This is a genomic window from Meiothermus cerbereus (assembly GCF_051297115.1).
Lineage (GTDB): Bacteria > Deinococcota > Deinococci > Deinococcales > Thermaceae > Meiothermus > Meiothermus cerbereus_A.
Map to the genome: position 1 here is coordinate 1 of NZ_JBEVAL010000069.1, position 13,587 is coordinate 13,587.

The 13,587-nt window shown below is 61.3% G+C and carries 11 protein-coding genes; 6 read left to right on the plus strand and 5 right to left on the minus strand.

All coding sequences use genetic code 11. The features are described from left to right. Positions 1–141 precede the first annotated feature (141 nt). Positions 142–384 carry an AbrB/MazE/SpoVT family DNA-binding domain-containing protein gene (locus ABWU19_RS11985; protein WP_435901916.1) on the minus strand — a complete coding sequence of 81 codons (243 nt, stop codon included), beginning with the start codon at positions 382–384 and terminating at the stop codon, positions 142–144. A 205-nt stretch (positions 385–589) separates the two neighbouring features. On the opposite strand from ABWU19_RS11985, the gene ychF reads away from it, so the two are divergent. Next, entirely contained in the window at positions 590–1,708 is a 1,119-nt protein-coding gene (ychF, locus tag ABWU19_RS11990) for a redox-regulated ATPase YchF (protein ID WP_435901917.1), read from the plus strand. Between the two features lie 113 nt (positions 1,709–1,821). Here ychF and surE read toward each other — a convergent pair whose 3' ends face one another. Further along, positions 1,822–2,556: a 5'/3'-nucleotidase SurE gene (gene surE, locus ABWU19_RS11995; RefSeq protein ID WP_435901918.1), complete on the minus strand. Its 735-nt coding sequence runs from the start codon at positions 2,554–2,556 to the stop codon at positions 1,822–1,824. 122 nt (positions 2,557–2,678) lie between these two features. On the opposite strand from surE, the gene ABWU19_RS12000 reads away from it, so the two are divergent. Then, positions 2,679–3,398 carry a glycosyltransferase family 2 protein gene (locus ABWU19_RS12000; protein ID WP_435901919.1) on the plus strand — a complete coding sequence of 240 codons (720 nt, stop codon included), beginning with the start codon at positions 2,679–2,681 and terminating at the stop codon, positions 3,396–3,398. 36 nt (positions 3,399–3,434) lie between these two features. On the opposite strand, the gene ABWU19_RS12005 is transcribed toward ABWU19_RS12000, so the two are convergent. Then, complete coding sequence (locus ABWU19_RS12005) at positions 3,435–5,321, minus strand: polyphosphate kinase (protein ID WP_435901920.1); 1,887 nt, start codon at positions 5,319–5,321, stop codon at positions 3,435–3,437. 353 nt (positions 5,322–5,674) lie between these two features. Here ABWU19_RS12005 and ABWU19_RS12010 point away from each other — a divergent pair, with 353 nt between their 5' ends. Together ABWU19_RS12010 and sixA are read left to right on the plus strand one after the other, a co-directional pair. Continuing rightward, positions 5,675–7,240 (plus strand): Ppx/GppA phosphatase family protein, encoded by a 1,566-nt coding sequence (locus ABWU19_RS12010; RefSeq protein WP_435901921.1) that lies wholly within the window; start codon positions 5,675–5,677, stop codon positions 7,238–7,240. A gap of 2 nt (positions 7,241–7,242) precedes the next feature. Continuing rightward, complete coding sequence (gene sixA / locus ABWU19_RS12015) at positions 7,243–7,716, plus strand: phosphohistidine phosphatase SixA (RefSeq protein WP_435901922.1); 474 nt, start codon at positions 7,243–7,245, stop codon at positions 7,714–7,716. Positions 7,717–7,736: 20 nt separating this feature from the next. On the opposite strand, the gene ABWU19_RS12020 is transcribed toward sixA, so the two are convergent. Beyond that, positions 7,737–8,684, minus strand: coding sequence for a tetratricopeptide repeat protein (locus tag ABWU19_RS12020; RefSeq protein WP_435901926.1), 948 nt, complete (start codon positions 8,682–8,684; stop codon positions 7,737–7,739). Positions 8,685–8,706: 22 nt separating this feature from the next. On the opposite strand from ABWU19_RS12020, the gene ABWU19_RS12025 reads away from it, so the two are divergent. Together ABWU19_RS12025 and thrS are read left to right on the plus strand one after the other, a co-directional pair. Beyond that, positions 8,707–9,933, plus strand: a complete 1,227-nt coding sequence (locus ABWU19_RS12025) for an MFS transporter (RefSeq protein ID WP_435901923.1) — start codon at positions 8,707–8,709, stop codon at positions 9,931–9,933. 220 nt (positions 9,934–10,153) lie between these two features. After that, positions 10,154–12,112: a threonine--tRNA ligase gene (gene thrS, locus ABWU19_RS12030; protein WP_435901924.1), complete on the plus strand. Its 1,959-nt coding sequence runs from the start codon at positions 10,154–10,156 to the stop codon at positions 12,110–12,112. Between the two features lie 46 nt (positions 12,113–12,158). Here thrS and ABWU19_RS12035 read toward each other — a convergent pair whose 3' ends face one another. After that, a complete protein-coding gene (locus tag ABWU19_RS12035) occupies positions 12,159–12,497 on the minus strand; it encodes an inorganic diphosphatase (RefSeq protein ID WP_435901925.1) in 339 nt (112 codons plus the stop codon). Positions 12,498–13,587: the final 1,090 nt, after the last annotated feature.

Here is a 13,587-nt window from a genome sequence, read left to right on the forward strand (position 1 = left end):
GGTCCCGTCCGCTGGTGGCCTTCGAGGCCCTAAGGTGGAAGGCTTTCCCTGTACGGAATTGCTGAGATGCACCCGCGGCGAGTTCTGGAGGATCGTTAGTGAGGAGGCGTAGGATAAGGCTGGTATCCAGCCAAAAGCGCTCTACGCGTCCTGGGCCCACACCCGCTCCCTGGCCTGCCGCTCTTTATCGTTGCCTGGAAAGGGTATTGGGCTCTTAAGCCGACCCCGGAGGGCCTCGAGGGGCACGCTTTGCCGAGCCCGAAGCACCACCTCTCCACCCCTTAGCTCAAACAGTACCTCTCCCCCTGGTTCTAGGCCAAGAAGCTCTCGAATTTGCTTGGGTAGGGTTATCTGTCCTTTGCTGCCTACTCGACTCTTTACCATTTCCAACCTTACTTTACACCGCTTCTAAGCATAAGAAGACCACACAGACCAGCCTCATTACCAAAATGCCGTCCTGCACACAATCTCCCTTTTTCTTGGTCTCGAGTAAAGCAACCCTTGGGCAGCGTGGACTTGGGGCTTTTGCCTTTGCGCGGTTAGAATATGGGCTTGTGTGCAGGTACAGTAGCCTGCCCAGAGGACACACATGGCATCACTCGGAGTCGGAATCGTGGGTCTGCCCAACGTGGGCAAATCCACGCTATTTAACGCCATCACCAAAGCGGGCGCCCTTGCGGCCAACTACCCCTTTGCCACCATTGACAAAAACGTGGGGGTGGTCACCCTGCCCGACCCCCGCCTAACCGCCCTGCAAAAGCTCTTCGTGAAGGGGGAGCGGGTTCCGCCCATAGTGCCCACCCACGTGGAGTTTGTGGACATCGCCGGGCTGGTTCGGGGGGCGCACAAGGGCGAGGGCCTGGGCAATCAGTTTTTGGCCAACATCCGCGAGGTAGCCGCCATTGCCCACGTGGTGCGCTGCTTTGAAGACCCCAACGTGGTGCATGTGGCGGGCAAAGTAGACCCCCTGGACGACCTCGAGACCATCAACACCGAGCTGGCCCTGGCCGACCTCCAGACCATCGAGAAGCGCCTGGACAAGCTGCGCAAAAGCGCCAAAAGCGACAAAGACGACAAAGCGCTCCTGGAGGTGCTCGAGCCCCTCATGCAGCATCTCTCGCAGGGCCAGCCCATCCGCACCTTTACCGGGGCCGAGCCGGAGCTCCTGAGCAAGGCCGCCCGCGAGCTGGGCCTGCTTACCCATAAGCCGGTGATTTACGTCTGCAACGTGGCCGAGGAAGACCTGCCCGACGGTAGCCAGAACCCCCACGTGCAGCATGTGCGCGAGATAGCCACCAACGAAGGGGCCGATGTGGTGGTGATCTCGGCCAAAATCGAGGCGGAGCTGGCCGAACTCTCCGAGGAAGAAGCCCAGGAGTACCTGCGAACCCTGGGCCTGGAGGAGTCGGGGCTGAACCGGCTGGTACGCACCGCCTACCACACCCTGGGGCTGCAAACCTTCTTTACTGCGGGCGAGAAAGAAGTGCGGGCCTGGACCATTCGCAAAGGCACCAAAGCCCCCCAGGCCGCCGGGGAGATTCACTCCGACCTCGAGCGCGGCTTCATCCGGGCCGAGGTCATCGAGTGGCACAAGCTGGTCGAGGCTGGCGGCTGGGCCCAGGCCAAGGAAAAAGGCTGGGTACGCACCGAAGGCAAGGATTATGAGGTGCAGGACGGCGACGTGATCCTGGTTCTGTTCAATGTGTGATGAGCCCCGCCTGAAGCATTCTGTTAGGCGCAGTTCGGCGCAGCCTTGTTTTTTGCGCTTTTGCTACCCGCGCTTCAGGCGGGGGCCCCAGCAAAAGAGCAGATCAAAGGGTTTTACTCCGCCGAGGCCGCTAGCTGAAAGGCCTGGCTCAAGCGGGCCTCGTCGGTCAGGTCGAGGCGCAGGGGGGTCAGGGCAATAAAGTTGTGGCCTACCGCCCAGCGGTCAGTGCCTTCCTCAGGCTCGTGGTCGGGGTGGGCCGCGAACCAGAAGTGTTCCCAGCCCATGGGGTCGGTTCCGGGCACAATCCGGCCCTCGTACATCCGCACCGACTGCCTGGCCCACAGTAGCCCTTTGGGTTTGGGCGGCAGGTTGACGTTAATCAAGAAGGGCCTGGCTTCGCGCAAAAGGGCCTCGAGCACCCGCCCTACCCAGGGCTTGAGGGTGGCAAAGTCGGGCTCACGGCCATTGATGGGCGTGCTGAAAGCTATGGCCGGAATACCCAGCAAAGCCGCCTGCTTGGCCGCCGCCACCGTGCCGGAGTGCCAGATTTCGTTGCCCAGGTTGGAGCCCAGGTTAATGCCAGAGAGCACCAGCTCGGGCCTGTCCCAGTAGTACGCGCCCAGGGCCACACAGTCGGCGGGGGTGCCGTTGACGCGGTAGGCCTCGAGGCCCCCCATCGGTGTGGCCCGGTAGTGCAGGGGTCGTGTAATAGTGATGGCGTGTCCCATAGCCGACTGCTCTACGTCTGGGGCCACCACCCGCACCTCGCCAAAAGCGGTGGCCACCTCGGCCAGGGCCAGCAAACCGGGGCTGTAGATGCCGTCGTCGTTGGTTACCAGTATTCGCATCGGTTACCTCTCCAGCCTGAGCTTGCTGAGCATTCGTCAGACCAGGGTCAGCCTGGTCAAGCAAATGTCAGGAGGCGTACCAACAAGGCCTGACAAAAGCGCTTTAATTTCAGGCGTAAAGCATGGTCAGTGTGCTTATCCCAACCCACAACCGCCCCCAGCTGCTGCTGCGGGCCCTGCGCTCACTTCAGCTTCAGCTTTACCCCGACTGGGAGGCCGTGGTGGTGGACGATGGCGACGGCTCGGGCATCCTGGCCGCCCACGGCCTGCGCGACCCCCGCATCCTGGCCGTGCGCAACGCTGGTAGGGGCCAGGTGGAGGCCCGCAACACCGGGCTGGCCCAGGCCTCCGGGCAGATTATTGCGCTGCTGGATGACGATGATTGGTGGCTCGACCCCACCCACCTGCACCGGGTGGTGCGGGCGCTCAAGGCCCAGGCAGGGCTGGTGTACCGGGGGGGCTACCTGGTGCTGGAGCGCGATGGGCTCGAGCTAGAGCGCATCCCCTTCGACTTCAGCGCCAGCCCCCAGTCGCTCCAGAGCGACAACCACCTGTTGGCCTCTGGTACCGCCTACCCCCGCTTTCTGCACGACCAGCTAGGCCCCTTCGACCCCGAGATGGCCGACTACTGGGACTGGGACTGGTACCTGCGGGTGGTAGGGGCTGGCTATCCCCTCATTCAGCTCCCCGGCAGGGGTGTGGCGGTTTCCATGCACGGGGGCAATATGTCCTATGCAGCCCGGCTGGAGGAACGCCAGAAAAACCTCGACAGGCTCTCGAGCAAGCACGGGCTGGGCCAGCTAAAACTCAAAGACCACCGCATCATCGCGGGTGCGGCCTGAGCCAGGTGTCAGGGTTCATTCTCTCTGAAAACCGCTCTACTTGCCCAGCTTCTGACCATCCCGCTTACCCCCCCAGCGCCGCTCCTGCCCGCTGGGGGTAAGAATGAAGCTATTGCGGTCATCGGCGATCTGGGCCTGTAAAATCTCCAGTACCTTGCGCTTGAGCCGCGGGGCCAGAATGGGAAAAAACAGCTCGTAGCGGCGGTCGAGGTTGCGCGGCATCAGGTCGGCGCTACCGGCCCAGACCCGCCATTTGCCCCCAGCCTTAAAGGCCGCCGCGCGGGCATGCTCCAGAAAGCGCCCCACCAGGCTCTTAACCTCCACCCCTTCCCAGAGGGTGGTCAGGGTGCTGCGGACAATCAGGTGTACGCGGGCCCCCCGGTTCAGGGCCTCCTCCAGGGCTTGCAGGAGGGGGGGGTCGGTGATGTGGTTGAACTTCAGGATAATCTCGCCCTTCTTGTGGGCCTCGGCCTGAATGCTCTCCAGCAGCAGGTCGCGGATGGCAGGGCCCGTCCGCAGGGTGGCCAGCACAGGGGTATGCTGCTGCTCCAAAGCCGCAAAAAAAGCCCGCACATCGGCAGTAAGGGCCGGGTGGGCCGAGAAAAGGGAAAGGTCGGTGTAGAGCCGCCCGTTGATGGGGTTGTAGTTGCCGGTACCCAGGTGAACGTACTCGCTGCCGTCCCGGCGCACGTAGAGGGCCTTGGCGTGAACCTTCTTGCTCGGCAGCGGCAACACCCGCACCCCGGCCCCGGCAAAGCGCAGGTTCCACTCGAGGTTGGCCAGTTCGTCGAAGCGGGCCCGGCCCTCCAGCAGCACCGCCACGTCCTTCCCGGCCCTGGCCGCCCGAATCAGCGACTGGGCGATGCCGTTCTCCTCGCCAATGCGGTAAAGGGTAGCCCGCAAGGCCTCCACCTTGGGGTCCTGGGCGGCAGTTTGGGCAAAGACCTCCACCGCGCCATAGTCTTCAAAGGGGTGGTAGAGCAGCAGGTCACGGCGGTTCAGGTAGGTGAAGGGGTCTTTGGCGAAGCCCTTGGGCTTCTCGATAGCAATTGGCTTAAACTTGTGACTCTCGGGCCCCTGGCCGACAATGGTGGTTACAAAGCTCAGGTCGAGCGGCGGCGATATCCGAAAAACCTCCCAGGGTTCTAGCTCCAGGGCCACCCGGAGGGTCTCGGCCCACAGGGGGGGGAAGTCTTCTTCGACCTCGAGGTGGCTCACCTTGCCGTCTAAGCGGGCCTCGAGGGCTTCGGGCAGCTCGTCCCAGTCGGCGCGGAAACGGGCCAGTTGGGCCAGGCGAATCAGGCGAAACTCAAAGAGCGGCAGTTTCTGGTTGCCGGGCAAAAACAGGTCGCTGCGCATCCGCACCAGCGCCCCCAGGCGCACAAAGCCCCCTTCCCGCCCCGGAACCTCCAGCAGCCTGGGTAGGCTCTCGGGAAATCGAATCAAGTGCTGGAGTGCCCCTTCACCGGAGGCAAAATAAAGGGCCTGGCTGGCCAGTTCGGGTATAGCTTCGGGCCGGATCAGGTCGGTGAGGGGGGCTACCTCCTCGGCCAGGTAGGCCCCAAAGTACTGCTTTTCGGCCTTGGTGAGCTGGGAGGGCTCCAGGATGTGAATGCCCAGCCCTTCCAGCGCCTTGAGAAATTCCAGGTAGAGCCGGCTGGCTTCCTCGGCCTGATCCAGGGCTTCCTTCATCAGCTCCTGGTAGCCGGGGCTGCCCCGTTCCTCGGCAAAGGCCCGCGAGATACGCGCAGAAAAAAACTCGTCGAGGTTCGAAGCCCATATAGCCAAAAAACGCAGGCGCTCCAGGAGAGGAAAATCGGGCCGCCGGGTCTGCTCCAAAACCCTGCGGTTGAAGGAAAGCCAACTGGCCTCTTGCGTAATGTGGGTAGCAACATAGGGCAGCGTTTTGACTTTTTTGGGCATCGTCCCCAAGTCTTGGCGGGCTTTGTCAGGGGACGGTAAAGCTTTTTTCTTGGTCTTGGTTTTTTTCACCTTGGTCTGAGTTTATCGTTCGGAGGGAGGGGCGAAAAGGCGAGGGGGTGAGGGGCCACCCCCATAATCTAGAGCGCTCTTCACAAATATTGAGCTGCTCACAACTTGATTGCTTTGTCCTGCACAGCACAGTGGCCTCCCGGGTGGGCGACCACGTCTGTGAAGAATGCGATGGGACGCCCATAACCCGACATCAGGCTTCTGGCAAAGTCGCTGACCACCCATCCCCTCTGCTCTCCACCCCACCTGATTCCCCTCTGACATATCCAGCCCACACTCGGTTTATGCGCTCAGCCCTGACAGAGCTTGAGCCGATGGCACTAAGGCTCTACGATGGGGCGGTGCAACGTCTGGGCATTGTGGACCTGGGTTCGGGAACTGCGCGGCTGGTGGTGTATGCCTATGCGCCGGGCAAGCACTTCCGGCTGGTGGACGAGATACGCGAAACCGTACGGCTGGGCGAGGGGCTGGCCACCCAGGGTCGCCTGAGTCAAAGCGGGATGCAGCGGGCTTTGTCGGCCCTCAAGCTCTATGCCGATTTTGCCCAGGCCACCGAGCTGGACGAGCTGCGGATAATTGCCACCAGTGCCAGCCGCGACGCCGAAAACGGCCCGGAATTTATGCAAGAGGTGCGTAAGCTGGGGCTTCAGGTACAGGTGCTCTCCGGCCAGGACGAGGCCCGCTATGGGGTGCTGGCCGTGGCCAACTCGTTTAACTTCCCGGACGCCTGGGTAATGGATCTGGGCGGGGGCAGCGCCCAGCTCTCGCGCATGGAGGGCCGGACGTACCGCGAGGGTCGGGCCTATCCGCTGGGGGCGGTGCGTCTGACCGAGCTGTTTCTCAAGTCGAACCCCCCCAAAAAGGGCGAGATGGAAGACCTCGAGCGCTTCGTGCGCCGCGAGATGAAGGAGGTGCTGGCCCAGGTGCGCCAGAACCCCCTGCCGCTGGTGGCGATGGGCGGCACGGTGCGCAACCTGGCCAAGCTGGCCCAGCGGCGCAAGGACTACCCCCTCGACCTGGTACACGGCTACTTTTTATCGCGCGAGGCGCTGGAGGAGGTGGTAGCGCTACTGGCCCAACGCACCACCGAGCAACGCCGGCAGCTCGAGGGCCTGCAATCCGACCGGGCCGATGTGATTGTGGCCGGCGGACTGGTCTACCGCACAGTGTTGCGCGAAGGGGGGCTCGAGGGCCTCTGGATTTCGGGGCAGGGGGTGCGGGAGGGTGTTTTCTACCGGGAATTTCTGCCCGCACCCCATCTTTTAAGCGATGTGCGCGGGTTCTATGTGCGCAACCTCTTTGCCCGCTACCCCCAGGACTACGGCCATACCGCCCGGGTACGCCACTTCTGCCGTTTGCTGTTTAGGCTGCTGGCCCCCCTGCACGACTACGGCCAGGCCGAGGAGCAGCTACTGGACGAGGCCGCCCTGCTGCACGACATCGGCATGAGCGTGGGCTACTACGACCACCACAAACACGGCGAATACCTGGTCATGAGCGGGGCCATTCCCGGCCTGACCCACCGCGAGCAGGTTTTGCTGGGATTGCTGGTGCGCTACCACCGCAAGGGCGAGCCCCGGCCTGGGGCCTACAGGTCGGTGTTGCAAGAGGGCGACACCCGGCGCCTGCTACGGCTGACCACCATCCTGCGCATCAGCGAGTATCTCGAGCGCAGCCGGGTGGGACGGGTGGAGGGCCTGAATGTCGAAATTGGCAGCAAGCAGGTGCGCCTGACCCTGCTGGCCCAGGAAGAACCCTGGGTAGAGCTCACCGAAACCCGCAAGCAGGCCAGGCTGTTTCAGCATGCCTTTGGGTTGGAGCTGCTGGTAGAATGGGAGCCTCGAGGCTAACCATGCGGCTTTACCTGATTCGCCACGCCATTGCGCTCGAGGCCGCGCCGGGCCAGTCCGACGATGCGCGCCCGTTGTCCAGGGAAGGCATACAAAAGTTCACCGAGGTGGTGCGGGGGCTAAAGCGCCTGGGTGTTGGCCTGGATCGCCTCTACCACAGCCCCAAGCTGCGGGCGGTGCAGACGGCAGAGCTACTGGTTCCCCTGTTGGACGGCGAAACCGAGGTAACGCCCCATCTGGCCGGCGAGCCTAGCCTTGAACTCCTGAAAACCCTTCAGGGTTCGAACGTAGCCCTGGTGGGACACGAGCCCTGGATCAGCGATTTGTGCGCCTGGCTCATTACCGCTCGTCGGGAAGGCGGTGCGTTGCCTTTCAAGAAAGGCGGCGTGGCTTACCTCGAGGGCACACCCAAACCCGGCGGCATGAGGCTGCTGGGTTTTTGGTCTCCCAGGCTGCTGCGTCGGCTGGGACAGTAAACACCCGCCTCCGGGCTTGCTCAAGGCTCGAGCCGGAAAGGGGTTTTCTGCCCCGCCAGGGCAATTTCTCTGGCCTCCTGGGGAACCCAGGAAAGCCCCAGCACGGCCTTATAGGCCCGCAGGGCTTTATCGCGCTGGCCCATCAGGTCGGCCAGCTGCCCGTAGCGGGATAAGGCATAACCCGGCAAGTAGGCAGGGTGCTGAAAGTCGGTGTGCACAAGCTGCTCCATCAGCTGGTAGGCATCCTCGGCCTGGCCCGCCGCCAGGTAGATCTGGGCCGCGCAGTACAGGGCTTCAGGGCCTTCGACCTCTTGCAGTTGCTGCAACAAAACCGCCCAATCGTCCGAGTCGCTCAGTTGCCAGGCCCGATCCAGCACGCTGCGCTGGCGTTCCAGCTCGGTCGGGGTATGGGCTCCCGGTAACCTGCGCCGCTCCGGCGGTAGGTAATTGAGCAGCAGGGGGTACTCGAGCACGTCCACCAGTACCGCCACCCGTCCCCAGGTATGGCCGAGCTGCGCAGCCACCTGGGCCATGCGTTGCTGCCGGAAACCCGTAGCGGGCCCCTCCCCAAATACCTGCACATAACCCTGGTGGTAGGCCCATAGTGCCTGCAATACCGGCTCCTGGGCGAAATCCTCCGGGGTACGGGGGCTGCCAACCACCCATTTGAGGTTTTCCTCGAGCCCGTGCACCTGGCTCAGAATCTGCTGCCCCTTGGGATACTGGCTCAAGGCCTCACGAAAGCGTTCCGCCTCGGCCTTGAGTTCCGACTGATGATCCAGCGCCTCCAGCGCAATACCCGCACTTTCGGCCCAGGGCAAAACATGGAACAATGAGAGCTCGTTCTGGTCGCGCCAGCTCTGCGCCACCAGTTCTTCTGGGCTATACGAGGCCAGGAAAATCTTCTCGGGCTGGTGTGCTTTGAGCAGCTCGAGCACCGTCACCCCGTTGTAGCGCGGGTGCAGCATATGAAAGGGGCCCAGCGTAGGAATGACCAAGACCGACACACCCGATATTCTAGACCTCAAAGACCGCAACTACCGTTTGGCCATGCTCAATGGCTGGTTTGTGCTGTTGGGTGACGCCTTTTTTAATGGTTCCATCGTGCTGGCATCCTTCGCGGCCAAGCTGGGGGCGGCCAACTGGGTTATCGGTCTATTGCCAGCCCTGCTCAACGCAGGCTCCATGGTGCCCCAGGTCTTCATCGCCCCTTACGTAGCCCGGCTACCCGTAAAGGTCACGCTGTACCGCCAGATGGCCTTGCTGCGCATAGCCAGCCTGGGCATCGTGGCCCTGGGCGGGTTTTTCCTGGGCAATTGGCCCGACCTGCTGTTGTGGGTATTTGTGGTAGGTCTGGCCCTCAACGGGTTTTTTACCGGGTTCTCGAGCCTGCCTTTTTGGGAAGCCATCGGTAAAACCATCCCTATGGAGCGGCGCAGCGGGCTTTTTTCTGCTCGTAACCTGGTGGGGGGGGTGCTGGCCTTTGGGGCCGGTTTTTTGGTGCGGCTGGTTCTCGAGCTACCCCTGGCTTTCCCCTATCCCTACGCCATTCTCTTCACGCTGGGGACCCTGGCCTTCGCCTACGGCTGGCACCTTTTTGGTCAGATTGACGAACCGCCCGACAAGGAGATCCGCACCGAGCGCATCTCTCTCGGCCTGCCCTTCCGCGACTTTTATTTTCGCCGCTTTCTACGGGTGCGTATCCTGCTGGTGGTCGCCAGCATGGTCGAACCCTTCTATGTGGCCTATGCCGTGCGGGTGCTGGGTCACAAGAGCGAAATTGGCACCTACCTCATGGTCTACACGCTTTTCTCGGTACTTTCAAACCTGCTCTGGGTGCAGATCTCGAGGCACTATGGCTCACGCAGCCTCATCCTGATCGGTGCTGCACTGGGCGCGGCAACGCCCATCCTGGCCCTGCTGCTGCCAAAAACCCTTTTCTGGGTAGTTTTTGCTCTACAGGGCGCCTACCTTGCCTCCATCGGGGTGGGCACCTCCACCTACCTGGTGAATCTGGCCCCCACCGATGCCCGCAGTTCGTACATCGGCCTGTCCAACACCATTGTGGGGCTGCTGGCCTTCTCGCCGGTGCTGGGGGGCTTGCTGGCCGACCAGGTTGGGTATGTGGGGCCAATGGTAGTAGCCACCATCTGCTACGCCTGGGCCCTGTACGCAGGCCGCCGCTTGAAGCTGCTCGAGGTGGTGCAGCCGCGCTAGGCAGGCTGCTTTACACAAAGAGGCCATGGGCAGCACCCCACAGGCCACAAACTCCAACGAAGCCGCCTCTAGATTTGACGCCCCTCCCCTGGCAGCCGTAGACTTCTACCCAAGATGAGGTCTCGGCCAACTACCAGACCTGGGGGGAACTTCTAGCTGCAAGGCAGTAGAGGTTCTCCCGGCTCGTAGTTGAAGGGCCGGGGTTTTTTTTGAGGTGATTATGAACGCAGCACTTCCCGACGGACGAAAACTGGAACTCCAACCCGGCGCCACCGCAGCCGATGCCGCAAAAGCCATTGGCCCCGGCCTGGCCAAGGCAGCCGTTGGTGCTATTGTCAACGGAGAACTGTACGACCTGCTCAAGCCTCTACCCCCAGAATCCGAGCTGCGAATCCTGACCGAAAAGGATCCCGAGTACGCCCAGCTCTTCCGCCACACCCTGGCCCACGTGATGGCCCAGGCGGTGCGCGAGCTATACACCGAACGCGGCCACAAACCCGAGGAGGTCAAGCTGGCCATTGGCCCGGTAATTGAAAACGGATTTTATTACGATATCGATGCCCCCGAGCCCATCCGCGAGGAAGACCTGCCCATTGTTGAGGAAAAAATGCGCCGGATTATCGCGGCCAACCTACCCCTAAAGCGCTTCGTGCTTTCGCGTGAGGAAGCGCTAAGGCGCTATGCGGGTGTGGATCCCTACAAAACGGAGCTAATTCAAGACCTTCCCGAAACAGAAGAGCTGAGCTTTTATCAGCAGGGCGATGAACAGTTTGGCTTCACCGACCTGTGCCGGGGGCCACACGTACCCAGCACGGGCCGCATTCCTCCGCATTTCAAGCTCACGGCCATTGCCGGGGCCTACTGGCGGGGCGACTCGAGCCGCCCCATGCTCCAGCGCATCTACGGCATCGCTTTTCGTACCAAAGAAGAACTGGAACACTACCTCTGGCAGCAAGAGGAGGCCAAACGCCGCGACCACCGCAGGCTGGGGCAGGAGCTCGACCTGTTTACCATCAGCGAAGAAGTGGGCAAGGGCCTGCCGCTCTGGTTGCCACGGGGTGCTTTTATTCGCAAGCAGATGGAAGACTACATGTACCAGAAGGAGCAGGCCCACGGCTACCACTACGTCTATACACCGCACATCGCCAACGCCAGGCTCTACTACACCTCGGGCCACCTGCCCTACTACAAAGACGACATGTACGCCCCCATCGAGATTGAGGGTGAAGAGTACTACCTCAAGCCCATGAACTGCCCGCACCACCACATGATTTACAAGGCCCGGCCCAAAAGCTACCGCGACCTACCCCTGCGGCTGGCCGAGTTTGGCACGGTCTACCGCTTCGAGCTTTCCGGCACCCTGAGTGGCCTGACACGGGCGCGGGGCTTCACCCAAAACGATGCCCACATCTACTGCTCGAGGGCCCAGGTTACCGAGGAGTTCATTCGGGTCATTCAGCTTTTCGACGAGGTCTACAAAGACTTCGGCATCTCAGACTACTGGTTCCGCCTCTCGCTGCCAGACTTTGAGAACAACCCCGAGAAGTTTGGCGAGGAAAACGACAACTGGCGCGACTCCATCGCGGCCATCCGGGCCGCGCTGGAACAAACCGGGGCCAAGTATGTGGAGGGTATTGGCGAGGCCACCTTCTACGGCCCCAAGCTGGACGTACAGATTCGCAGTGTTCTGGGCAAAGAAGATACCATCGCCACCAACCAGCTCGACTTTATTGTGCCCGAACGCTTTGGCCTCGAGTTCACCAACGAAAAAGGCGAAAAAGAAACCCCAGTGGTAATCCACCGCGCCATTATGGGCAGCTTCGACCGCTTCTTCGCCTTCTATCTGGAGCACACCGCGGGCGACTTCCCGCTGTGGCTCTCCCCCATCCAGGCGGTCATTGTGCCCATCGCAGACCGGCATCTGGCCTACGCCAACCAGATAGCCGCCCAGATGCGTAAAAATAAACTGCGGGTAGAAGTAGACAGCCGCCCCGAGCGCATGAATGCCAAAATCCGCGACGCCGAGCTACAAAAAATCCCACTCATTCTGGTCGTGGGCGACAAGGAAGCCGAAGCTGGCGCAGTCAATGTGCGCGAGCGGCACGTAAAAGAGCAGCGAACGCTGGAGATAGCGGCGTTGATCAAGGAAATGCAGGAGCGGGTCGAGGCAAGAAAGTAAAAACTAGGCCTGCAAATCGGCCAGTACGCCCTGGAGCCCAACCAACTCAAGGCCTGGGCGCACTGGGTAATGTGCGCATGAAAGCCTCGGCCTCTTCAGCTTTTGCCAGGCGGGGTTGGCGGCCTTCAAACCAGCACCAGAGCCCCTCCAGATCAAGTTTCTGGAGGCCCTGGGGCTCACCCAGGATTATCTTGTGGTCGCCATCGCGCACCCAGAGCATGCCCAGCACCTGGCCCTCGAGCCAGCTTCCAGCCGGTATTGGCTCACTGCTGGCCCAAATTGCGTCGAGGGTGTCCTGGTCAGCAGGGTTATAGTAGCCCGGTATCAGACCGTAGTTGACCGGCGGCAAGCCCCACTCGGGCCGCCAGGGGGGCTCCCTTGGCACAAGGCGCTGCCCATTCCAGCTATACCTTTCAACACACCCCAGGCTCCATTCAACCAACATTCTGACTCGCATCTGCAAATTTTATATAAGTTGCGCCAGGGCAGATTGGCAAAACCAGCGGAATGAGTCAATGCATACCTGGCGCAATTCCTAAAGCGAACTTTCGGTACGGCATCTCGCCTTTCGCTTATGGAGACACTTAAACCCCACCTGAAGCTTTCTGTTTAGGGCAGGTCGAAACCAACCGGATGCAAAGGCGCAGCTTCAGGCAGGGGCCCCCGAAAAAAACAAATCAAAGACCTTTCTTATTAGCCTTGCTTTGGTCTATGGCTGCCCACAAGCCACGGCATCGGCCCTGGCAAAAAAATCAACTGCCACCGGGAGGCGCGGAGGCAGTTGCCAGGGGGGCAAGACTTCAGGCCAGGTGCCTCGAGCGCAGTCGTGTCGCCTGGCCGCGCGACGCAACACAGCCACTAAACTCAATAGGGGCAGGCAAGAGCCAGTTTCGCAGCGAGGTGCGCCCACTGCTCATCGGATGGGGCCGAACCCGAACAGGTCGGGTGTTGTCAAATGCAATCTGCAATATAAGTTCCCTACTCATGTTGGTAGGTTAAACCATTGGTCGTTACAGGCGCGTTACATTTGCACCCAAAGACATTAAGAAACCTTAATGTTTGGCTATCCGCTGACGAAGTGCTGCTTTTACGAACCCTATCCGAAGGGCTCTGCTAGAGCGCTCTTCAATATTGAGCTGCTCACAACTTGATTGCTTTGTCCTGCACAGCACAGTGGCCTCCCATCCAGGGGGCCATGTCTGTGAAGAGTGCGATAAGACGAGTCAGGGCCGCCCGGGTGTGGTCGCTTCTCCTGCTGGCGCATTCGATGAGGCCCTGACAAAACAAATCGGGAAGACTTTAAACTGATCCCAAAGCCATGACAGGCCAGTTGACACTCCCACGGCTAAAGCCAGTGGGATTCTTGGTTCAACGAGGACTGCCCACGATGTGTAGGTCTTACACCCTCTCCCCAAGCATGACTTCCCGTGTGCCCCACGGTAGTTTGGACGTTGATGTACGGCTTGGTTTTCGCT